23 protein-coding genes are annotated in these 21,126 nt (G+C 37.5%); 14 read left to right on the top strand and 9 right to left on the bottom strand.

Features of this window, described 5'->3' with window-relative positions:
• The 4 genes from ABES52_RS08950 (at position 1) to ABES52_RS08935 (ending at position 5,724) form a co-directional block, all read left to right on the top strand.
• The gene (locus ABES52_RS08950; RefSeq protein ID WP_429650808.1) at positions 1–2,961 is read left to right on the top strand and encodes an ATP-binding protein; all 2,961 of its coding nucleotides are present in this window, start codon (positions 1–3) and stop codon (positions 2,959–2,961) included.
• Between the two features lie 262 nt (positions 2,962–3,223).
• Positions 3,224–4,438 (top strand): MFS transporter, encoded by a 1,215-nt coding sequence (locus tag ABES52_RS08945; RefSeq protein ID WP_429650807.1) that lies wholly within the window; start codon positions 3,224–3,226, stop codon positions 4,436–4,438.
• Positions 4,439–4,500: 62 nt separating this feature from the next.
• Complete coding sequence (gene yhaM, locus ABES52_RS08940) at positions 4,501–5,445, top strand: 3'-5' exoribonuclease YhaM (protein ID WP_429650806.1); 945 nt, start codon at positions 4,501–4,503, stop codon at positions 5,443–5,445.
• A 90-nt stretch (positions 5,446–5,535) separates the two neighbouring features.
• Positions 5,536–5,724, top strand: a complete 189-nt coding sequence (locus ABES52_RS08935) for a sporulation YhaL family protein (protein WP_429650805.1) — start codon at positions 5,536–5,538, stop codon at positions 5,722–5,724.
• A gap of 59 nt (positions 5,725–5,783) precedes the next feature.
• On the opposite strand, the gene ABES52_RS08930 is transcribed toward ABES52_RS08935, so the two are convergent.
• On the bottom strand, positions 5,784–6,701 hold the full coding sequence (locus ABES52_RS08930) for a peptidylprolyl isomerase (protein WP_429650804.1): 918 nt from the start codon (positions 6,699–6,701) through the stop codon (positions 5,784–5,786).
• Positions 6,702–6,882: 181 nt separating this feature from the next.
• Between ABES52_RS08930 and ABES52_RS08925 the strand changes: the two genes are divergently transcribed.
• The 3 genes from ABES52_RS08925 to ABES52_RS08915 all read left to right on the top strand — a co-directional run bounded on the left by ABES52_RS08925 (position 6,883) and on the right by ABES52_RS08915 (position 7,398).
• On the top strand, positions 6,883–6,966 hold the full coding sequence (locus ABES52_RS08925) for a YjcZ family sporulation protein (RefSeq protein WP_429650821.1): 84 nt from the start codon (positions 6,883–6,885) through the stop codon (positions 6,964–6,966).
• A 125-nt stretch (positions 6,967–7,091) separates the two neighbouring features.
• Positions 7,092–7,178 (top strand): YjcZ family sporulation protein, encoded by an 87-nt coding sequence (locus tag ABES52_RS08920; RefSeq protein ID WP_429650820.1) that lies wholly within the window; start codon positions 7,092–7,094, stop codon positions 7,176–7,178.
• 130 nt (positions 7,179–7,308) lie between these two features.
• Positions 7,309–7,398: a YjcZ family sporulation protein gene (locus ABES52_RS08915; protein ID WP_429650803.1), complete on the top strand. Its 90-nt coding sequence runs from the start codon at positions 7,309–7,311 to the stop codon at positions 7,396–7,398.
• 99 nt (positions 7,399–7,497) lie between these two features.
• On the opposite strand, the gene ABES52_RS08910 is transcribed toward ABES52_RS08915, so the two are convergent.
• Positions 7,498–7,677, bottom strand: a complete 180-nt coding sequence (locus tag ABES52_RS08910) for a hypothetical protein (protein ID WP_429650802.1) — start codon at positions 7,675–7,677, stop codon at positions 7,498–7,500.
• Positions 7,678–7,776: 99 nt separating this feature from the next.
• Positions 7,777–8,328 carry a DUF3267 domain-containing protein gene (locus ABES52_RS08905; protein ID WP_429650801.1) on the bottom strand — a complete coding sequence of 184 codons (552 nt, stop codon included), beginning with the start codon at positions 8,326–8,328 and terminating at the stop codon, positions 7,777–7,779.
• A gap of 260 nt (positions 8,329–8,588) precedes the next feature.
• On the opposite strand from ABES52_RS08905, the gene ABES52_RS08900 reads away from it, so the two are divergent.
• Positions 8,589–8,924 carry a DUF1878 family protein gene (locus ABES52_RS08900; RefSeq protein WP_429650800.1) on the top strand — a complete coding sequence of 112 codons (336 nt, stop codon included), beginning with the start codon at positions 8,589–8,591 and terminating at the stop codon, positions 8,922–8,924.
• Here the strand turns inward: ABES52_RS08900 and ABES52_RS08895 are convergent, their stop codons facing one another.
• Complete coding sequence (locus ABES52_RS08895; protein ID WP_429650799.1) at positions 8,925–9,500, bottom strand: HTH-type transcriptional regulator Hpr; 576 nt, start codon at positions 9,498–9,500, stop codon at positions 8,925–8,927.
• Positions 9,501–9,703: 203 nt separating this feature from the next.
• Positions 9,704–10,060, bottom strand: a complete 357-nt coding sequence (locus ABES52_RS08890; RefSeq protein WP_429650798.1) for a YtxH domain-containing protein — start codon at positions 10,058–10,060, stop codon at positions 9,704–9,706.
• Between the two features lie 177 nt (positions 10,061–10,237).
• Between ABES52_RS08890 and yhzF the strand changes: the two genes are divergently transcribed.
• On the top strand, positions 10,238–10,432 hold the full coding sequence (gene yhzF / locus ABES52_RS08885; RefSeq protein ID WP_429650797.1) for a membrane protein YhzF: 195 nt from the start codon (positions 10,238–10,240) through the stop codon (positions 10,430–10,432).
• A 230-nt stretch (positions 10,433–10,662) separates the two neighbouring features.
• Here yhzF and ABES52_RS08880 read toward each other — a convergent pair whose 3' ends face one another.
• Both ABES52_RS08880 and ABES52_RS08875 read right to left on the bottom strand, forming a co-directional pair.
• The gene (locus ABES52_RS08880; RefSeq protein ID WP_429650796.1) at positions 10,663–11,181 is read right to left on the bottom strand and encodes a tryptophan transporter; all 519 of its coding nucleotides are present in this window, start codon (positions 11,179–11,181) and stop codon (positions 10,663–10,665) included.
• A gap of 157 nt (positions 11,182–11,338) precedes the next feature.
• Positions 11,339–11,767, bottom strand: a complete 429-nt coding sequence (locus ABES52_RS08875; protein WP_429650795.1) for an HIT family protein — start codon at positions 11,765–11,767, stop codon at positions 11,339–11,341.
• A 486-nt stretch (positions 11,768–12,253) separates the two neighbouring features.
• Between ABES52_RS08875 and ABES52_RS08870 the strand changes: the two genes are divergently transcribed.
• From ABES52_RS08870 to ABES52_RS08860, 3 genes are read left to right on the top strand one after another with little or no spacing between them, the layout of a single operon-like run.
• Entirely contained in the window at positions 12,254–13,003 is a 750-nt protein-coding gene (locus ABES52_RS08870; protein ID WP_429650794.1) for an ABC transporter ATP-binding protein, read from the top strand.
• Complete coding sequence (locus ABES52_RS08865; RefSeq protein ID WP_429650793.1) at positions 12,993–14,207, top strand: ABC transporter permease; 1,215 nt, start codon at positions 12,993–12,995, stop codon at positions 14,205–14,207. Before ABES52_RS08870 ends, ABES52_RS08865 begins: the two co-directional genes overlap by 11 nt.
• Before the next feature lie 10 nt (positions 14,208–14,217).
• Positions 14,218–14,931 (top strand): EcsC family protein, encoded by a 714-nt coding sequence (locus ABES52_RS08860; protein ID WP_429650792.1) that lies wholly within the window; start codon positions 14,218–14,220, stop codon positions 14,929–14,931.
• An 89-nt stretch (positions 14,932–15,020) separates the two neighbouring features.
• Here ABES52_RS08860 and ABES52_RS08855 read toward each other — a convergent pair whose 3' ends face one another.
• Together ABES52_RS08855 and ppx are read right to left on the bottom strand one after the other, a co-directional pair.
• The gene (locus tag ABES52_RS08855) at positions 15,021–17,114 is read right to left on the bottom strand and encodes an RNA degradosome polyphosphate kinase (RefSeq protein ID WP_429650791.1); all 2,094 of its coding nucleotides are present in this window, start codon (positions 17,112–17,114) and stop codon (positions 15,021–15,023) included.
• A 27-nt stretch (positions 17,115–17,141) separates the two neighbouring features.
• Positions 17,142–18,671, bottom strand: coding sequence for an exopolyphosphatase (ppx, locus tag ABES52_RS08850; protein ID WP_429650790.1), 1,530 nt, complete (start codon positions 18,669–18,671; stop codon positions 17,142–17,144).
• 434 nt (positions 18,672–19,105) lie between these two features.
• Between ppx and hemE the strand changes: the two genes are divergently transcribed.
• Both hemE and hemH read left to right on the top strand, forming a co-directional pair.
• Positions 19,106–20,152, top strand: a complete 1,047-nt coding sequence (gene hemE / locus ABES52_RS08845; RefSeq protein ID WP_429650789.1) for a uroporphyrinogen decarboxylase — start codon at positions 19,106–19,108, stop codon at positions 20,150–20,152.
• A 12-nt stretch (positions 20,153–20,164) separates the two neighbouring features.
• On the top strand, positions 20,165–21,103 hold the full coding sequence (hemH, locus tag ABES52_RS08840; RefSeq protein WP_429650788.1) for a ferrochelatase: 939 nt from the start codon (positions 20,165–20,167) through the stop codon (positions 21,101–21,103).
• The last annotated feature ends 23 nt before the right edge of the window (positions 21,104–21,126 follow it).

Here is a 21,126-nt window from a genome sequence, read left to right as displayed (position 1 = left end):
ATGATCATTAAAAAAATTTATATTTATGGATACGGAAAATGGGAGCAAGTAGCCTGGGACCTTCATTCTCATTTTCAGCTTTTTTATGGAAAAAACGAAGCTGGCAAATCAACGCTCATGTCGTTTATCCATAGTATATTATTTGGTTTTCCAACGAAACAGCAAAATGATTTACGGTATGAACCGAAAACGTCGCAACGGTATGGGGGCATGCTAATCGTTCACACTGAAACCCACGGAGAGGTTCGCATCGAGCGAGTCGATGGAAAAGCTACCGGTAACGTAACCGTATGGACAGAAGATGGACGAACAGGGGGAGAAGACCTGTTACAAGACATCTTAAAAGGTGTGGATAAAACCTTTTTCCAATCCATATTTTCATTTAATTTAGACGGCATTCAAGGTGTAGCGAAGGTGGACCGTGATCAACTTGGTAACTATTTACTCGCAGCAGGAACAACGGGAACAGATCGACTACTGGTCGTACAACAACATATTCAAAAACAAATGGAGCAATTATTTAAGCCACAAGGAAGAAAACCGCTACTGAATCAACAGTTACTACGATTAAAAGAAAAAGAAAAGGAAGTAAAAGAAGGGAAAAAGAAAAACGCGTCGTACGAATCGCGAGTTACCGAAAAACAGTCATTAGAACAGTGTCTTGTAGAAGAAAAGAGGAAGAAAGACCACCTGCAATCGAAATTACAAAAAGCAGAGAAAGTTGTTCAATATCTTCCGATGATTAAAGAAAAATTTTCATTAGAAAAAAAGCTCGAATCGTTAAAAGCCTTCAAGTTCCCAATAGATGGAATGAACCGAATGAATGAATTACTCGAAAAGAAAACAAAAATGATGGCCTTTTTAGAGTCCATAAAAGTTCGTGAACAGGAGCTAGAGGCACAATTAAAAACCTACGTGCCCGATCAAGTGCTTATTAAGCATCGAAGAGAAGCGGAAGAGCTCGTTGAAGAGTGGTCGAGTACAAAACAGCAAATGGAAAAAATCCGCGAAGAAACAAGAGAGCTAGAATATCTGGAAGAAGAACGATTACGCCTGGAACAACAACTTCCGCTTTCGTTTGAGCAGCTTACGACTTCTTCGCAATATACGAACAGGGTGTCCAAAGAGGAGCTGAAGCAATTCATTCGCCAAAGGTATTTTTTAGAGGAGCAAAAAAATGAGCTAGATGACACGTTTCAGCGAGAAACGAACGAGCTTGAACGAATGGAACGAGAATGCGAACAGCTTCGGAAATCTCTCTTCTCAGATGAGCAGTTTGAACAGTTGAAAAAACGAGCAAACGATACGATGCAATTGGAAGTAGAGGAGCAAAAGGCACAACAACAGTTACAATGGCTCGAACAAACGAAACAGCAAATACAACAGTCGCTTGTTCGAAATGGATTTTTCGGCTTGTTTCTTTTCGGCCTTGCAGGGTATTTTGCTGTTTCCTCGCAATGGATTGGTACCCTTTTATCGATAGTTGGTGCAGTTGTGGTTGGATTTTTCGTCCTTCAACACATGACACAACTGCGAAAGGTGGAAGTTGAGCGGAAAGAACTAAGAAAAAAATGGGTTCGCTTCCGAGATCAACAAGAAAGCACAAAAGATGAGGTGAGCCTTTTTCAACAACTCCAAGAAGAGGAAAAACGACGTGCCGAGTGGAACCTTTATCGGCAACGACTACTGGAACAGCAGCGTCGCTATGATGGCGTCATTCAGCAATTTGAAAAATGGGAACAACAATGGATGCTCAATAAAACAAAGTTACAAGAAATCATTTCGATTTTGCAACTACCTTCCGATACAGATTGGCGTCGATTAGAAGAAATCGTTCGTTTATTAGAGCAATGGAGCATCACCCAACATCGAATCAAACGTTTGCAACAACGGATAGAAGAAGCAAAGCAGTGTGTCGATACCTTTATAGAAAAGTTGAAAGACCTTCTAGCACGCCTAGAACAACCGTATCGTTCCATTGAAGAAAACATCGTCTATTTAAAAGAGTGCTTAAAACAAGAAGAAGAAAAGCAATTTTATTATCGGGAATACTCCATGAAACTAGAAGAACTAAAAGACGAGAAAGTCCATGCTGAAAAAGAACTTCAATTGATACAACATGAAATCGATGGATTATTGAAACAAGCTAGCGCAAGAGATGATGAAGAGTTTCGTCAACATCACCAATTATTTTTACAAAAAACGGAATGGGAAGATAAACTGTCCCTTTTACAAAAGCAATTGGATCATCCATACATTCTCGATTGGTACGAGGACTTAGTGGAGCAACAAGGTATTCACGATGTAAATGAGTACGTGAAAACGTTGGAACAAGACATCACCGCGCAAGAAAAACGAATTCAAACTCTTCAAGAAAACCTAATCCAATGTACGTATACCATTGAACGACTTGAGGAGGGAGGAACCTATACGGATATACTCCATGAATTTTATGAGCTGCAGTCCGATTTCCAACAAAAAGCAAAAGAGTGGGCTCGTTTGGCGATTGCCCAGCACATCCTTACTGAAACGATGGAGCGGTTAAAGAGAGAGCGATTGCCAAAAGTGGTGGAGCTAGCGAATGAGATATTTACCTTATTGACGAATGGACAGTACGAGCGAATATTTCTTAATGAACAAGGACAGTTGCGTGTGGAACGGAACGACAAACTCATTTTTTCACCAAATGAATTAAGTCAAGGAACGTCGGAACAATTATATGTTGCGTTACGCTTTGCTTTAGTTTTACATGTAAGTCAAGACATGCGCTTTCCGATTATTATTGATGACAGCTTTGTTAATTTTGATGAAGAACGATTCCTGAACGTCGTTCATTTATTGAAAAAAATGAGTGGTCATACGCAAATACTATATTTTACTTGTCATGAGTATGTCCGAAATATGTTCAAAGAAATGGAAATTGTTTCATTACCGGCAGCTCCTATGCAAGTGACAAATTAATTAAGGTTTAGGATTTGGTTTTGATTTTCGAATAAAAACATGTCTTAGACTATTTGCAAAGTGTTTAGAACGAGAAAGGATATAAGTAAGAAATTGTCCGAAAGTGGTCCTAAACTTAATTGTTATTCGAGTTTGTAAAATAAGGAATCAATGGGTGTTATTTTTTGAAAATTAATTTTCCGTTAAAATAAAAAGTGGTAAATGCTAGCATATAAAAGACAGTTGAAATTTTTACAATTCTATCATGAAAGGAATTACAACCATGAAAGAAGGAAATGCATCATCAACGAATCGAGGGGCCTTGCTTTTATTAAGTATGAATTTGTTTATCATCATGGTCGGAATTGGGCTTGTGATTCCTATCCTACCGTATTATGTTGAAAAATTTGGGGCTAATGCCCAAGTGCTCGGTGCCCTCGTCGCTGTTTATTCGTTTATGCAATTTATCTTTGCTCCGATTTGGGGGAAATGGTCGGACCGAATTGGTCGAAAGCCATTAATTACGATTGGCTTATTCGGATTTGCGATCGCTGAATTTTTGTTTGCCTTTGCATTGGATGTTTGGATGCTATTTATTTCAAGAATTATTGCCGGTTTATTTGGTTCCGCTCTTATGCCAACGGCCATGGCGTACGTTTCCGATGTGACGAGCGAGGAAAAAAGAGGACAAGGAATGGGGGTATTAGGAGCTGCTATGGGACTCGGATTTGTTATCGGTCCCGGGATAGGGGGATTTTTAGCTGAATGGGATTTATCCGTACCGTTTATCGTTGCCGGTATTGCAGGAGGTATTGCAGGCGTTGTTTCCTTCTTCGTGCTACCAGAGTCGTATCCGAAAGAAAAGCGTTCGGAAGGAGATTGTCACCATTCTATGCGTCAAGGACAATGGACGTTGATTCGACAAGCACTTAAAAGCTCTGTTGGACTTCTGTTCATTCTCGTCTTTTTCATGAGTTTTGGGTTAGCAAACTTCCAATCCATTTTTGGCTATTATACGTATACACGTTATGGTTTTGGACCGAAAGATGTAGGATTGGTTATTCTTGTGATTGGTTTGATTGGAACAGTCATTCAAGGAGTAGGCGTCGGAAAATTAACACAACGTTTCGGAGAAGAAAAAGTTGTTAAAGGTTCTTTCCTTTTAAGTGCGTTTGGCTTTTTACTAATGATTATGGCGATTGACTTTTTCACCGTGTTAGTAACAACGTCCATTTTTTATGTAGGAAACGCCTTTTTACGCCCATCATTAAATGCCTATATTTCGAAAAAAGCAGGTCAACAACAAGGATTAGTAATGGGACTAAACAACTCGTTTATGAGCTTAGGAAATGTGATTGGCCCACTTTTAGCGGGAACGCTATTTGAATGGAATATCCATATTCCTTATGTATTTGGAGCATTGATTATGCTTGTCGGTTTTGGATCCCTGTTGCTGTGGCGAAAAAAAGAGGCCAACATCATTTCGACTCATTCATAATAACCACATAAATAGGGATTTGGTATAATGTAGGGAGAGAGAGGAAAGAGCGGAGGTTTCATATGAGTAAAGGAATTTTACATTACCAAGCGGGGGAAACGGTCGACTTATTTTTATTAATTAAGTCGGCGACAAAAGGAATTGCTAGTAATGGGAAGCCATTTTTAACTTTACATTTACAAGATAAAAGTGGGGAAATGGAAGCAAAGCTATGGGATGCATCGGAAGAAGACGAAAAGACGTATCAAGCCCAACAAATGGTAAAAATAATTGGAGAAGTGCAAAATTATCGTGGTCGTCTCCAGTTAAAAATTCGGCATATTAGGCCCGTTCAACCGGAAGAAGGAGTTCAAATTAGTGATTTTTTAGAAACTGCACCGTTAAGTAAAGAAGAAATGATGTCAAAAATTACACAATATATTTTTGATATGCAAAATCCAAATATTCAGCGGATTACGCGCCATTTATTAAAAAAGTATCAAGCGTCATTTTTCGAATACCCGGCTGCTACGAAAAATCATCATGAATTTATTTCAGGGCTTGCTTATCACGTCGTCTCTATGCTTGATTTAGCAAAAGCAATCGCCCAATTATATCCAACATTAGATAAAGATCTGTTGTACGCAGGTATTATTCTTCATGATTTAGGAAAGGTCGTCGAACTTTCAGGACCTGTGTCTACTACTTACACTGTTGAAGGGAATTTACTTGGGCATATCACCATTATGGTAAATGAAATTGGGAAAGCTGCCGAAGAATTAGGTATTCAAGGAGAAGAAGTAATTGTTCTTCAACATATGGTTCTTTCACATCACGGAAAGTTAGAATGGGGTAGTCCCAAACCTCCATTAATCAAAGAAGCGGAAATTTTACATTATATTGATAACTTAGATGCGAAAATGAACATGCTTGACCGAGCTCTTGAACGGACAAAGCCTGGGGAATTTACGGAACGGATTTTTGCACTAGACAATCGTAGTTTTTATAAACCAACGTTTCATAAATAAGCATACCTTCCATATTGGAAGGTATTTTTTTATCTTTTCTTTCATAAGGTGGTAACAAGTCCATGCTATTTAAAAGAAAGGAGTTTGTTTATGACATTGCCATTATGGATGTATTTCGTCGTAGCAGGAATTGTAGTAAGTGCGTTTATGGCCATAAAAACGGCACGTGAGGAACGAAAAGAGGAAATGGAATGGATTGAAAAAGAAGGGAAAATTTATATGGACAGGCTATCCAATGAAAAAGAAAAAAGACGAAAATTAAAATCAGAAGGTGTTTAAAAACATCTATTAAAAAGAGCTGATTTCCTGAATGGAAGTCAGCTCTAATGATCTAAAAATTATTCTTCTTGTTTATTATCTTTTTGTTTATCATTTTCTTTTTTATTATCTTCTTGTTTATTATCATCTTTTAAATAGATATCAAATGCATCTTTTAAGTCTGGATCCTCAATGTTAAGTCCAGCTGCTTTTAGTTCACGCTTCATCGCTTCTTGAACAACTGTTCCATCAATTTTGGAGAGCTTTAACTCATACTCAAGCTCGTCCTTCATTTCTTCAAACGATTTCTTTTCTTTTTTGTCCGTCACTTGAATAATGTGCCAGCCAAACGAAGACTCTACTGGCTCACTAACTTCATTAACATCTAAGCTATAGGCAGCTTCTTCAAATTCAGGTACCATTTCTCCCTGACCGAACCAACCGAGGTCGCCACCGTTTTGAGCAGAACCTGGATCAGTAGAGTATTCAGCCGCTAAGTCTTCAAATTTTGCTCCTTCTCCCAACTTCTTTTTAACTTCTTTCGCTGTTTCTTCATTATCCACTAAAATGTGGCGCGCTTTAATTTCAGGCATCCAGTTGTCATAGTACTCTTTGAGTTCTTCCTCGGTAACATCAATTTCTTCCATCGCAGCTTTCTCTTGTAGAATTGCTACTTTAAACGTTTCTCGTAAGTCTTCTTCACTGTCGTAGCCATATTGTTGAAGTGCTAATTCAAAATTTGCACCAAGTTGTTCTTTAATTTCATTGATTTTTTTATCTAGTTCTTCTTCAGTTACTTCGTATTTTTTCGAAAGAACTTTTTCAATCACAAGTTGTTGAATCATTTCATCCCCATATTTATCTTTCATCGCTTCGTATAATTCTTCTTTAGTAATGTCTCCAGCATCTGTTTTTACAACGACTTCTGCATCATTGTTACATGCAGCTAAGCCGATGACCCCTACTGCTAAAGACATAGACAGCAACCACTTCTTCATCATAAACAACTCCCTAGTTTAAGTTTCAAAAGTAAGAAAATCCACAAATTTTACTATATCACAAATATCACCGGAATCAAATGTTTGATGCAAACTTTTCCTAAAAATTGGGCGATTGATTCACCCAAAACAGACAAATGCCGCATAGGATGAAACGAAAAGAAAAAAGGAGGTAATTTGAATGGGTACTGGATATCATGCTGGCTTTGCCTTAATCGTCGTTTTGTTTATTTTGTTAATTATTGTTGGGGCCGCTTGGTGCTAACATCTATAGTTAATTGCATATATACAAAGGTTGCCTAAAAGAAAATTAACCCACTTGTGTAACGTGCCTAAACGTCATACGAGGTCTATGAATAGTATATAGTAGCCTACTTTAAGGAGGTGGAAATATTGAGTGGATATGGCGGCGGTTTCGCGTTAATTGTTGTGTTATTCATCTTGCTCATTATCGTTGGAGCAGCTTGGTTGTACTAAAGTAACCCCCTTTTTCTATTGTTCGAAGAGGAACCATCCTTCTTAAAGGATTGAACGAGTGAATGGGCATAAAATGAGTTGGCATAAGGAAATAACCTTATGCCTCATTTTTTAGAAAGGAGGAACATTCATGTCTGGTGCACCATATGCAGGGGGAATTGTGTTGATTGTTGTGCTGTTTATTTTGTTAATCATTATAGGAGCATCGTGGGTATATTAATATAATAATCCGATATACGAAAAAAGTAATTACATGAAAAATTGGCTGACGATGATGGGTCAGCTAATTTTTATGTTGAATGTCCATTAAAAACCATCGTTATGTATATAATAACTCGATATAGGAAGAAATGAGGAGAATGGTAACAAGAACGTTGATTATTCGAAACACTTTCGGTTGTTTTTCCTCAGGTATTTCACGTTGAACACATAAGGCGTTCGTTAGTAGATTCGTATAGTACAATATAAAAACAGCAAACACAATAAATACGGAGATCATGTGGTAACCCCTCCCCAATATCACCTTATGAAATACGATACCAAATTTTCGTAAAAAAAGATAGTAGGCAGAATAAGGAAAATAGGAAACCCCCGTTTATCAAGAAACGGGGGGAGATTGTTGTATTAATATTTCGTACCCTTCATTATTTTCTTCAATTAATGCTTCTTTTGGTGAACGCCAAATGGATTTAATATAAATAAAGTCTGTTACACAAATACCCGTATGAAACGCCAGCATCATCGTAAAATAATGAACGTAATGTGGAAAAAAATGGCTACCTAAAATAAATACAGGTGTTAAGACTAAAAATGGAAATAACAAGGCGAATGCAAATCGTCTTTTCGGAATTGGTTCCTTTACTCTTATCATCAATAAAGGAATGAATTTATACATGAACCGATATTGGCACTTTATCTTTTTTGTGTAACGAACAATTGGTAAATAGTGTAATAGTTTATGAACCGGATAAATACTAATTAAAACGGATAAAAAGATGAGAAAATGCCGGTCATATAACGGTTCTGAATGAATAGAATGCAACGGTACGAACATAAAAGAAAATACTAAACACATAATCAATAAAGAAATTATAAAGATTCGATGAAAACCAAATTGACGTTCCAAGTTAATGGTCTTCCAACAATGCATTAAAAATTCTCCTCCGGTAGAAGGGATAGATATATGAATTTCCATCTGCTGTACATAATTTACGCCCTTTGTCGGAAAAAATCAATAGGTTTTTTTATTTTGTACTGTAAAGCATGGACATGACAGGGGGAAATTGGAAGAATGATCAATATTTCGTTTACAATATCATAGGATTTTGTAAAATAGGAGGAGTAAAGTGAAAGGAAATCGTCGGTAGATAGCGAACATGTAAGTAAGGAAAAAATAAAAGGTGAGTAGTAATGAATAAATGGCTCGAACGGTTAGAAAAACTGGAATACCATCAACAACTTTTATTAAAAATGGTGCGTCCGGAAGGGTATGAATTTGATCGGCTAGTCATTGAAAAAAATTTAAGTCGGGATGAAGTCGAACAATTTTATAAACTTTGCGAAGAATTGAGCAAAAAAAGAGAAGAACAAAAAGCGGAAGGATTTGTATTTCATACCCCGCTTTTTCGTGAATTTCAACAACGACTTCATCCGCGATTGTCTCCAGAAGAAGTAATCGACGCTTGTATTAAACAACGGTTATATGTGGAATTAATGAATGATTTTAAAAGAAATATTCGAGAATAATTAGACCGGTTCTTTTGTATCAGGACTGATTTTGACGATTTTTCCATCTTCTTCAACGAAATCACACTCGATATTATGAAAGGATCGTTCAAAAATTTTCATAAAATCTTCACCATATATGTTCCGAATAATGGCCATCATTTCTAAAATTTCTGGAAATTTACCGTATAAATTTTTTAACGGAAGTGCTCCTTTAAAAGCCAAGAAATTTTTTGGTTGGTAATTCTCCATTAATTTTAATAAAATTTCTTCTCCTTGTTCCGTTAATTCAATATACGTATTTCGCTTATCATTTTCTTTTTTGGAGAATTTTAACAATCCACGCTCCTCTAGTTTTTTAGAGAAGTTAAAAGCAGTGGAAACGTGCATGACACCGAATTTCGCTACATCGGATATCGAAGCTCCTTTTAAGTGGTAGGCAATCCACAATATGTGGTGCTCGTTAATATTTAAGTTAAACGGTTTAATCCACTGTTGCCAATCCTTCTCAACGGCCTTCCATAATGCTTTACTAAGCTGAGCAATTCGTTGACTGAATAGCATCGCCTCTTTCATAGAAAACTCTTGATTTTCCATTCAACGTCACCTACTCCATCAAAATAGTTTCTTACTTAATATTATGCCAATAAAACAACCAAGAATAAAGATAAAATTAACAAAATTTTTAGAATAATAGACAAAAAGGATAGAACATTGGTTTCAAAGGTTATATAAGTTTGAATGAAAGGAAGGGACTCTACCTTTGTGATTAGGTGGATTAAATTTTTATTCATATATTATTAAGAATGATTTAATTTTTGTTCAAGCTCAGTAAGGGCTTTGTGAATTTCTGCAATTTCCTGTTTTAAGAGATTTTCGTGTGGCTTCATTTCATGGCGCCACTGGTGGAAGGATTGTTTCAAGTCAGTGATAAGTTCTGATAAGACTTCTTTTCCTTCTTTCGTCGTATGTTGAACGGAGGTTTGAAGATTGTGAAGATGTATATTTAGTTCTTGAAGCCATCTGCACCATTCATCTTTTTGTTCACGAATTTGTTTGCGTAATTCTTCACCTGATGAAGGAGCTGAAAATAACGCGGTAATAGCTCCAACCGCACCACCAAAAAGAATACCATATGTCAACCATTTCATGTTCATCTTGTTCACCTCATTTTTTATTTCCATATGTGTAGAAGGAGAATCGGTTAAAATATTTCGACAATTTTTTGAAAATTCCTTTTTTATTTTACCAATGGAACGAATTTTTCCTTTTTCATAACAGAAACAACCTTAGCATATTTTTAAATAAGAGCGAATCAGAAGAGGAGTGACGGAATGGGTGGAATCATCTTTGGTTTTTTCGCCGTTAGCGCCATCTTATTTTTTGGTACAATCCATTATGTAATAGCTAGTTATCGGCCAGGTATGTATCCACCAAAAAATATATTGAAAAAGCGGGCGTTAGTTTTAGCCGGGGGCGGAGCTATCATGATGTTAGTCGGTTGGCTGTTGCTATTCATTAATCAATAAGGCTCTGTTATATTTTATTGTTGATTTTTAGCAAGTTGTTCACACGGCGGCGACTCCAGCGGGAACAAGAAGCCGCAAGACCCATACTTGAGCGTAGCGAGGGAAGCGGCTAGCGGCTTGCCCGCGGAAAGCGTCCGCCACAAACGTAATGAATAAATATCAACAGTATCATTTAACAGAGCCATCAATAAAAAAGAACCCTACAAAGCAGTAGGGTTCTAGTTTTGTATTTACACTTGTTCGATTATGTGAGTTCTTTTGAATATTGATTGAACAATTGGGAAAATAATCATCATGGCTAATGTATTTACGACGGCTGCCGGTAAAACAACAGAAACAAATAATCCAACAAATGGTCCAGGTAATCCAACAATCAGTGCTGCTGTGGATAAAAAGATGGAACCAGAAATTAACGTACCAATAGCTGTTAAAATGAGGGCTCCGATATATGGACTTACCATGCGTCGAATAAGGACAAATAAACTATATACGATGAAAGCCGTTAACATTTTATCGACGACGTTAGGAAGAAAGCCTCCTGGAAAAGTGGACGTAATTCCTGAAATTAGCCCTGTTACAATTCCGAGTAAGAAAATATGGTTCGGTTTAGGAAACATCAAAATTCCTAAAAACATCATCGTAAGCATCATGTCCGGTTTCATTCCTAAAAAAATTCCCGGAACAATGGTGTGCAATACAGCACCAATGCCTACAAATAGGGATAAAATGACAAGTGTCTTCGTTTTCATTCCTCATCTCTCCTCTTCTTTTCTAAACTCTTCTCAATTCCCCTACTGTATCATTTGGACCAGTAGCGGGAATGTTACGGACATTATACCATAACCTGTTTTAAACAGAAAGAAATTTTCATAAATAACAGGTGATTCCATTGAATCACCTGTTTTTTTATTCTTTACCTATGTGGTTAGCAATAGAAGAAGCGATGGCTTGTAAGTCATCAGGCGTATACGCATGGTTATTTGTTTTCCAAACAGCACCAAAGCCATCCCCTTTACCATAACGTGGGATTAAATGAAGATGGAAATGGAAGACGGATTGTCCCGCTTCTTCACCATTATTATTTAATAAGTTCATGCCGATAGGATGATACGTTTCTTTAATAGCATTGGCGATTTTTGGTACGACTTTGAAAAGATGTTGGGCAATTTCTGGTGTTAATTCATACACATTTTGTTTATGTACTTTTGGAATGACAAGTGTATGACCTTTTGTTACTTGGCTTATGTCGAGAAAAGCTAATACGTGGTCGTCCTCGTACACTTTCGCCGCTGGGATATCCCCTTGTACGATTTTACAAAAAATACAATCTTGCATGATCATAAGCTCCTTTCATTTAATATTGGTTAATTTTAATAATACGAAAAGTCGGAAAGAATTTCTAGGCGTACACATATAAAGGGGAGGATCCTCAAGTAGAATCCTCCCCATGAAGGGGTTGCTAAAAATGATGGGTTGTTTTATCCGTCTCTTTGATAAACACCTCATTTTTTAAGAAGTGTTATAAGAAAAAGTTGGAGCTTATGACGATGTTCAAGCTAACCATCCCCTTATCGAGTATGGTACTGCTTTTTTACATTTAATGTCATTCTCCATGTAAAACGCCCATCATGAACAGGGCCGAATTACATGTGTTGTAATTGGTCTTTAACAACCACCCCGTTTGTTTATTAAGGTGAACCCCTTCACTCATTATGATTACCATTTATGAATAAGTCATTCAGGAAAATTGTGTGAAAATGAAAATTTGTTCTCCATCTGATACAATAAAATCAACTTACCTGAAAAGAAGGAGAAGTAGTTATGACGTTACTTTCCGTTCAACAGTTGACGGGAGGATATTCCGCCAAACCTGTGTTAAAAAATATTTCGTTTGAAGTAAAGCGAGGCGAAATGGTTGGGTTAATTGGATTAAACGGTGCTGGTAAAAGTACGACGATCAAACATATTATCGGCTTAATGCGTCCTCATCAAGGATTGATTACGATTAATGGTCGTTCACTCGAGGATCAACCTGACGAATATCGTCAACAGTTTGCCTATATACCGGAAACACCAATTTTATATGATGAACTAACATTAGAAGAGCATTTAAAGCTAACGGCGATGGCATACGGAATCGATGAGAAAGTGTTTGAGTCTCGGGTGATGCCATTAGCGAAAGCGTTTCATATGGAGAAGCGACTACGTTGGTTTCCTGCTCATTTTTCAAAAGGAATGAAGCAAAAAGCAATGATTATGGCGGCCTTTTTAGTACGACCTTCATTATATATTATTGATGAGCCTTTCGTTGGTTTAGATCCTTTAGGCATTCAATCATTGCTTCAATTTCTTCAAGAGGCCAAAAAAGATGGGACAGGAATTTTAATGTCCACACATATTTTAGCAACTGCTGAGAAACATTGTGATTCGTTTGTGATTTTACATAACGGAACCATTCGAGCAAAAGGGACGTTAAACGAATTGCAGGAACAGTTTGGCATGCCCAATGCAACATTAGATGACCTCTATATCCAATTAACGAAGGAAGATGGCGATAAGCATGTGGAGTGAACTATGGTCGAAACGGGTGCAATACGTTTGGTCCGAAATTCGGAAATATGGTCGCTACATGTTCAATGACCATCTCGTTTTAGTTGTCTTCATTTTGTTCGGTGGACTACTGTTTTCCTACCAACAATGGACGGAAACGTTAGATGAGAACTTTCCTGTTATTGTCGTTTTGGCCATTGTGTTGGCAACGGGTTTAACGTATAGCCCGATATACACGTTATTTGAGCCGGCAGATCAAGTGTTTTTACTTCCTGCTGAAAACAAAATGCGTCCATATTATTTGAAAAGTATTCAATGGAGCTTCATCATTCAGTCGTATATTTTATTTTTTCTATGGCTGTTTGTGCTTCCAATGTACAAGCAAATAGCAACTGTTTCTATCGGTCATTTTATCGGTATTTTAATCGTCTTGTTATTCATTAAAGGATGGAACCTTTTTGTTCATTGGAACGTATTAAAGTTACCGAACCATACGCATGTGTGGATCGATTCCATTGTTCGCTATTTGATAAATGGAATATTCATTTATGTTTTGCTGCACAAGTCTTTAATGGTGATAGGCGTTATTCTCATATTCCTGTTGTACGGTTGGTATTTTCAAAAAAGTACTACGAAATTGCCATTACAATGGGAACGACTTATACAACGAGAAGAAAAGAGAAAAATGTCCTTTTACCGATTCGCCAATTTATTTACCGATGTACCAAAGTTAAAAGGACAAAATAAACGTCGGAAGTGGGCTGATTTCTTTCTTCGCAATGTCCCTTTTTCGACTTCAAAAACGTACGATTTTTTATTTATTCGGATGTTTCTTCGGAACAATGAATATTTTTATTTAGTTGTGCGGTTGACAGCCATAGGTAGTTTTTTAATATGGTTATTCCGTGATATGGTGTTCGGACAAATGATTGTTGCTGTCCTGTTTATGTATATGACCGGGTTGCAGCTTCTTCCGTTATGGAGGTATCACCGCCAAGTATTATGGACATTTATATACCCAGTTCAATCGACCGTTCATATTTACTCTTATTTACGGTTGCTACGTACGATATTACTGATTCAACTCATCGTATTCGTGCTTGTTTTAGTGGCGACTGGTGCATATGCGGTTAGTGGGTTGGTCCTTATTGGGCAAACCGTGTTGATTTGGATGTTTGTTAAGGTTTTTGCGAAAAAGCATGTGAAAAAACAAGAGGATAGGTGATGAATGCTGCATGAATGAGTGGGAACATCTACAGTCGGAAGTGAGCCGGTGGCGTTACAAACTTTTAAAACGACCGACGACGTTCGAACGATTTTCGAAGAAGACACAAAAAAAGGTGAACGAATTCATCCCTAATCGTGTTCACGAATTCATTACTGAGAGTATTAAAAAAATGGTCCAAGTGGTACTATTAGGAAATGAATATGTAACAAAGCCGTTTCATGAGCCCGTGTCGTTTGCTGAACGAGAACAGAAAGTGCTGGTAGCGAAAGAAAAGTATAAAAAATTAGCAATCGTTGAGGGAGCGGGTACAGGTGCAGGGGGCATTTTGTTAGGTTTGTCCGATTTTCCACTGCTGCTCTCGATTAAAATGAAATTTTTGTTCGAAACGGCGGCCCTTTATGGATTTGACACGAGAGATCAAAAAGAACGGCTATTTCTTCTGTACGTGTTTCAACTAGCCTTTTCGAGTCAAGAACATCGGGCAAGAACATTGCAAATGATTGAAGAGTGGGAAGAGAAAAAAGAGGAAATTACCGATGTGGATTGGTATGTATTTCAACAAGAATATCGGGACTATATAGATTTTGTCAAACTCCTGCAATTGGTTCCTGGCTTTGGAGCGATCGTTGGGGCAGTAGCGAATAAACAGTTGCTCGATCATTTGGGGGAAACGGCAATGAATGCATACCGAATTCGTTGGGTGCAACAACTTCATAAATGATAAGAAAAAACCGCCATTGTTATATACATTGGCGGTTTTCGTATGAAAGCGAAAACCCCATTAGATTTATTCAAGGAGCCGGTGAGCGCTTATTCCTCGTCTTCTTTCACCATATAAGACATTTCCATAAATACTCTTTGACTTTCTATTAGTGGTTCCCTCTCATGGCGTGGTACGTAATGGTATTTCCCAGTTTCATCTTGTTCTCTTGCCTTCGAATTGTCGGCAAGTTCAATCTCTAAATTTTTTATTAACCGTTTTTTTAATCCTTCATCAAAGATCGGCCACATGATTTCGACCCGTTTTTCCATATTCCGAGTCATCATATCAGCAGAGGAGAGGAAGACGTCTTCTTTGCCATTGTTAAGGAAATAATAGACACGGCTATGCTCTAAGAAGCGCCCGACGATGCTACGAACGCAAATATTTTCACTAACCTCCTTAATTTGCGGCTTTAAGCAACAAATGCCACGAACAATTAAGTCGATTTGTACACCAGCGATGGAGGCTTCATACAGCTTCATAATGAGTTCTTTATCGGTTAAGGAATTCATTTTCGCAATAATACGACCGTCCCCATGTTGCTTTTGGTATTTTATTTCACGTTCAATAAGCGATATAAGATGTGAGCGTATGTCGTATGGAGCGACTGAAAGATAGTGAAAATTTGGTTTTTCTAAATATCCGCTAAGGTAATTAAAGAAATGAGTCGCATCTTCACCAATTTTCTCGTTTGACGTAATCAATCCATAATCAGTATACAATTTGGCAGTTTGATCGTTGTAATTTCCCGTACCTAAATGGACAAAACGTTCAATTTTTCCGTTCCTTCTTCTGACAACAAGCGTAATTTTACTGTGAGTTTTTAGATAAGTCATTCCGTAAATTACGTGGCAGCCTGCTTTTTCTAATTCTTTTGCCCATTGCACATTTTTTTCCTCATCAAAACGCGCCTTTAATTCGACTAATACGGTGACTTGCTTTCCATTTTCTACTGCACGCTTTAACGCGTTTATGATTGGGGAGTCCCCACTTACCCGATATAGCGTTTGTTTAATTGCTAATACATTCGGATCATCTGCCGCATCGGATACAAAGTCAATAACAGGTTGGAACGATTCGTACGGGTGATGGAGTAAAATATCTTTTTCAAGGGCCGCTACAAATATGTCTTCATAACCAATTAAATCTTTAGGTGGTTGCGGAATCATCGTCTCAAACACTAAGTGATCCTTCAACGAGATTAGGTCTTTGTAAAAGCTAAACAAATACGTTAAATCAAGCGGACCTTGAATAACATAAACGTCCTTTTCATAAATTTCTAATTCGTTTTTTAAAAAGGAAAGAGTTCGCCAATCAAGTCCTTTTTCACTCACTTCGAGACGTATGGCCGCTCCCCATTTCCGTTTCTTAAGCTCTTTTTCAATTTCTTTTAATAAATCACGTGCTCCTTCTTCATGAATCGTTAAATCGGCATTTCTTGTAATACGGAATTGAGTCACGGTATGTACATGATAGCCGTGAAACAGTTTGTCGATAAAGTAGGTAATCACATCTTCTAGAAGAACGTATTGATAAATGTCATTTTTGGAAGGAACCCGAATAAACCGTTGTAGGACAGCGGGTACTTGAACAATGGCCAATTTTAACCGTTGTCCCTCGAATTCATCCTCGTCCTCTAACATAACAGCTAAATTTAAGCTTTTATTCAAGAGCATGGGAAACGGTCGATAGGCATCGATCGCCATCGGAGTTAAAACAGGAAAGACTTGATTCGTGTAATATTTTTCTAAAAACGTTAGTTGGCGTTCATCGAGCTCGTCCAACGATAAAAATTCGATGTTTTCCTCTTTTAATTGAGGTAAGATAATCTGATTAAAGGCCTCGTACTGCTTAATAATTAATTCATGAGTTTTAATTGAAATTTTTTCTAGCTGTTGTTTTGGAGTGAGACCAGCTTTATTTTCAGGTTTATTAAAACCAGCTTTGACTTGGTCTTTTAGTCCGGCTACTCGAACCATAAAAAATTCGTCTAAATTAGATGAAAAAATGGATAAAAATTTTAATCTCTCTAATAATGGATTACGTTCATCTAATGCTTCTTCCAGGACTCGTTCGTTAAACGCTAACCAACTTAATTCACGGTTGTTGTAGTATTTCGGATGATCTAATGGTGTCCTCATAGAAACGTCCCCTTTTATGCTTGTAGTTTAAGTATGTTCTTTTGCAAATGTTAAAATGATAGTTGTTTTTAAATTTTTTTCTAGATGCTTCTTTTGTTTTTCAATCTGTTCGTATTCCCCTATCCAATTTTTTTGGCAATATAGATTTACATGTAAACCGTCATTTCCACGGGTAACGGATATGTCTTTTACTATTTGGCGTTTTGTGTAATTAAAACTATAAGTAAATTTAAGAAGCGATCCTAAAAAACGGATTTTTTTCAACTCTTCTTTTGAAAACCAATTCCTAAATGGAGTAACGTATTGTTTAAATATACGATTACTTTTATATGATGATAGAAGCGCTAGCTCAATTTTTTCTTTATGGGAAAGACCATTAATGGTTCGATTGGCCAATACATAAAACGTATGTTGACTGCTAGATTCTGAATCAATATATTCCCCTAGATGAAACGTATAAGATGCTCGTCGTAATAATAAAAGGTCGTCGTCCGTTAAGGAAAAAGGGATATAAGGTTGTAGGAAATAAAACATTTTCGTGCACAAATTGGTTGTATAGACGGCGTGTTTTATATCGATTTGAAAGTCGTTAGCGAGCTCGAAAAAGCTTTCTTCGACAACCTTTGGAAGAAGAGGGGGATCGAATGTTTTCGTCATTTGATCGTACATTAATCCTTCTCGAAGTCCTTTACGACTTAAAATAAAAGATGGAGCATTGGATATTTCCATTAGCACAAGAAACACGATAAGGGCTGGAACGATCGTATCGGCACGGTCTTTTGATAGTCCTTCAACTTTTTGTAATGAATCAAACGATAAGGAACTTAGGTAATCAATCATGTGGGAAATGTCTCGCTGAGTGAGTTCATATTGATGCACACTTGCGATTGGATAAGATTTTATCGCTTGGTCAATTTGAACCATGTTGCGGGCACTCCCACCAATTCCGACAATTGGAACGAATGTGGAGCGAATCCAATCGTGTGTGGTTAATTCATTGGTAATGAAGGTTTTTAATTGGTGAATTTCTTCTTTCGTTGGGACTTGTCCTTCGATAAAATCATTGGCGAGAGACAATGCCCCGAATGGAAAACTGTGATACTGAATGAACTTTCGGTCTTGGAATAACGTAATTTCTGTACTCCCACCACCGATATCAATGGCTATCCCGTTTTGGATGGAAGTGGAGTTCACAACCGACAAGTACCCATAATACGCTTCTTCGTATTCGGTTAATACTTGAATCGTGAAACCTGTTTCGTTCCGTACTGTATCTATTATTCTCTGTTGATTTTTAGCTTGTCGAATAGTAGCGGTAGCGATGACTTTTAACTCATCTACTTGATGATTGTGAATGATCTCTTTGAAAATGGATAATGTTTCAACTAGTTGAGTCATTCCTTCTGTTGAAAAATAGCCATCGTTGGATAAATAATTACGCAGACGTGCAGCAATTTTTACGTTTTCGATTTCTTTAAAGGACCTGTAAGTTGAAAGTTCGTAAATAACTAAGCGAATGGTATTTGAGCCGATGTCAATAACTGCAAATGTTTTCATGAATAACGACCTCTTTTGTGGTATTTTATCGAGTGTTCGGGACACTTATAGTGGGTTTTATAGCAATAGTGTAGTAGTTGCGGCCACTTTTCGGTGAGATGTTGAAGGATTTGTATACTTTTCGGTTATAAGCGGATGATAAAAGTCCCGGACATTTTAACATATTATCAATAATAATTTTTTAACTTTTCCCTTACTTTTATTATATCTTTATATATGGTACGTGTAAGTTTTTCCGGTATAGATAAATTCTTCAATGGTATCCAACATGAAAAAGGGCAATTTTATGACATTTTCTCTCGAATAGTTTCCTTTTTCCACAGGAAGGACTATAGTGAAATCAGTAATAACAGAGTAGGTTATGATGAAAAGGTCAAAGAACGATATGGTACAATATAATGAAAATGTTCTTTTGGAAAGGTGGAATTTATGCTATGGTACGAAAGTTTAACGATACATTTTTACAGGCGGCTCGTGGGGAGAAAGTACCATATACGCCTGTTTGGTATATGCGACAAGCTGGACGCTCTCAACCGGAGTATCGTGCGTTAAAAGAGAAATATTCTTTATTTGAAATTACTCATCAACCGGAACTATGTGCGTACGTAACTCGTTTACCGGTGGAACAATATAATGTGGATGCAGCGATTTTATATAAAGATATTATGTCTCCATTACCTGCTATTGGAGTAGATGTTGAAATTAAATCAGGGGTGGGACCGGTTATCCATAACCCAATCCGTTCATTACAAGATGTAGAAAAACTAGGAGAAATTCATCCGGAGAAAGATGTTCCTTATGTCCTGGATACGATTCGTATATTAACAAAAGAACAACTTTCTGTTCCCCTCATTGGATTTGCCGGAGCTCCGTTTACGTTAGCTAGCTATATGATTGAAGGCGGTCCATCGAAAAATTATAACAAAACGAAAGCATTTATGTATGCAGAGCCAAAAGCGTGGTTTGCTCTTATGGACAAACTAGCTGATATGACCATTACATACGTGAAAGCGCAAATTCACGCTGGGGCAAGTGCCATTCAAATTTTTGATTCATGGGTTGGGGCACTGAACGTACCAGATTATCGTTACTTTATTAAACCGACAATGGAGAAAATTTTCACAGCTTTACGTGAAGAAAATGTACCGCTCATTATGTTTGGAGTTGGGGCTAGTCATTTAGCTCTTGAATGGAATGACTTACCGATTGATGTTGTCGGTTTGGATTGGAGATTATCTATTCGTGAAGCACGCCAAATGGGCATTCATAAAACGGTACAAGGTAACTTAGATCCGGCTATTTTATTAGCCCCTTGGGAAGTGATTGAAGAGCGTGTCAAAGAAATTCTTGACCAAGGAATCGAACAGCCAGGCCATATATTTAACCTAGGACACGGGGTATTCCCGCAAATTCAACCGACCACATTGAAAAAACTTACTGCGTTTATTCATGAATATAGTGCCGAAAAAATGAAGGCGTAAGAGGTGACTCACATGGCAAGAAGGAAAATGGGACTTCTCGTAATGGCTTACGGAACACCATATAAAGAGGAAGATTTAGAACGGTATTATACGCATATTCGTCATGGCAGAAAGCCGTCTCAAGAAATGCTGGATGAATTAAGAGAACGATATGATGCCATTGGTGGCATTTCTCCATTAGCCAAAATTACACTCGAGCAAGCCCAAAAATTAGAAGAGCGATTAAACGAATTACAAAATGACGTTGAGTTCAAAATGTATTTAGGATTAAAACATATTGAACCGTTTGTTGAAGATGCGGTGGAAAAAATGCACAAAGATGGAATCGAAGAAGCCGTATCGATCGTGTTAGCACCACATTTCTCAACGTTTAGCGTCAAATCATACAATGGCCGGGCAAAAGAAACAGCCAAAAAATTAGGAGGACCTACGATTACTTCGGTTGAAAGCTGGTACGATGAGCCTAAATTTATTGACTACTGGGTCACAAAAATTAAAGAAACATACGCGTCTATGCCAGAAGAGGAACGAAATGAGGCCGTATTAATTGTATCAGCGCATAGCTTACCGGAAAAAATCTTAACGGTAGGCGATCCATATCCACAACAATTAGAAGAAACAGCGAAATTAATCACGGAAAAGGCAAACATTTCTGATTATGCGGTTGCATGGCAAAGTGCAGGAAATACACCAGAGCCATGGTTAGGACCAGATGTACAAGATATTACTCGGACTTTGTATAAAGAAAATGGATACAAAGCGTTTGTTTATGCACCCGTTGGCTTTGTCTCTGATCATTTGGAAGTGTTGTACGATAACGACATTGAATGTAAAGCGGTAACGGATGAACTTGGTGTTTCCTACTATCGACCGCCAATGCCTAATACGGCACCGGAATTCATTGACGCCATGGCTACAGTAGTAATGAAAACACTTGGAATGAACAAGTAATACGTTGATAAAAAGAAGGCGAT

Source organism: Aeribacillus pallidus (assembly GCF_050478865.1).
Taxonomy (GTDB): domain Bacteria; phylum Bacillota; class Bacilli; order Bacillales; family JACDOC01; genus JACDOC01.
Note: the sequence above shows the minus strand (reverse complement) of the source record. Positions and strands in the feature narration are given on the sequence as shown.

Coding starts and splice junctions, on each gene's coding strand:
- ABES52_RS08890 (WP_429650798.1), bottom strand. CDS start 10,060: ATGAACATGAAATGGTTGACATATGGTATTCTTTTTGGTGGTGCGGTT.
- ABES52_RS08870 (WP_429650794.1), top strand. CDS start 12,254: ATGACGTTACTTTCCGTTCAACAGTTGACGGGAGGATATTCCGCCAAA.
- ABES52_RS08880 (WP_429650796.1), bottom strand. CDS start 11,181: ATGAAAACGAAGACACTTGTCATTTTATCCCTATTTGTAGGCATTGGT.
- ABES52_RS08945 (WP_429650807.1), top strand. CDS start 3,224: ATGAAAGAAGGAAATGCATCATCAACGAATCGAGGGGCCTTGCTTTTA.
- yhzF (WP_429650797.1), top strand. CDS start 10,238: ATGGGTGGAATCATCTTTGGTTTTTTCGCCGTTAGCGCCATCTTATTT.
- ABES52_RS08860 (WP_429650792.1), top strand. CDS start 14,218: ATGAATGAGTGGGAACATCTACAGTCGGAAGTGAGCCGGTGGCGTTAC.
- ABES52_RS08865 (WP_429650793.1), top strand. CDS start 12,993: ATGTGGAGTGAACTATGGTCGAAACGGGTGCAATACGTTTGGTCCGAA.
- ABES52_RS08910 (WP_429650802.1), bottom strand. CDS start 7,677: ATGATCTCCGTATTTATTGTGTTTGCTGTTTTTATATTGTACTATACG.
- ABES52_RS08915 (WP_429650803.1), top strand. CDS start 7,309: ATGTCTGGTGCACCATATGCAGGGGGAATTGTGTTGATTGTTGTGCTG.
- ABES52_RS08855 (WP_429650791.1), bottom strand. CDS start 17,114: ATGAGGACACCATTAGATCATCCGAAATACTACAACAACCGTGAATTA.
- hemE (WP_429650789.1), top strand. CDS start 19,106: ATGGTACGAAAGTTTAACGATACATTTTTACAGGCGGCTCGTGGGGAG.
- ABES52_RS08900 (WP_429650800.1), top strand. CDS start 8,589: ATGAATAAATGGCTCGAACGGTTAGAAAAACTGGAATACCATCAACAA.
- ppx (WP_429650790.1), bottom strand. CDS start 18,671: ATGAAAACATTTGCAGTTATTGACATCGGCTCAAATACCATTCGCTTA.
- ABES52_RS08925 (WP_429650821.1), top strand. CDS start 6,883: ATGGGTACTGGATATCATGCTGGCTTTGCCTTAATCGTCGTTTTGTTT.
- ABES52_RS08875 (WP_429650795.1), bottom strand. CDS start 11,767: ATGCAAGATTGTATTTTTTGTAAAATCGTACAAGGGGATATCCCAGCG.
- ABES52_RS08905 (WP_429650801.1), bottom strand. CDS start 8,328: ATGCATTGTTGGAAGACCATTAACTTGGAACGTCAATTTGGTTTTCAT.
- ABES52_RS08930 (WP_429650804.1), bottom strand. CDS start 6,701: ATGAAGAAGTGGTTGCTGTCTATGTCTTTAGCAGTAGGGGTCATCGGC.
- ABES52_RS08935 (WP_429650805.1), top strand. CDS start 5,536: ATGACATTGCCATTATGGATGTATTTCGTCGTAGCAGGAATTGTAGTA.
- hemH (WP_429650788.1), top strand. CDS start 20,165: ATGGCAAGAAGGAAAATGGGACTTCTCGTAATGGCTTACGGAACACCA.
- ABES52_RS08895 (WP_429650799.1), bottom strand. CDS start 9,500: ATGGAAAATCAAGAGTTTTCTATGAAAGAGGCGATGCTATTCAGTCAA.
- ABES52_RS08950 (WP_429650808.1), top strand. CDS start 1: ATGATCATTAAAAAAATTTATATTTATGGATACGGAAAATGGGAGCAA.
- yhaM (WP_429650806.1), top strand. CDS start 4,501: ATGAGTAAAGGAATTTTACATTACCAAGCGGGGGAAACGGTCGACTTA.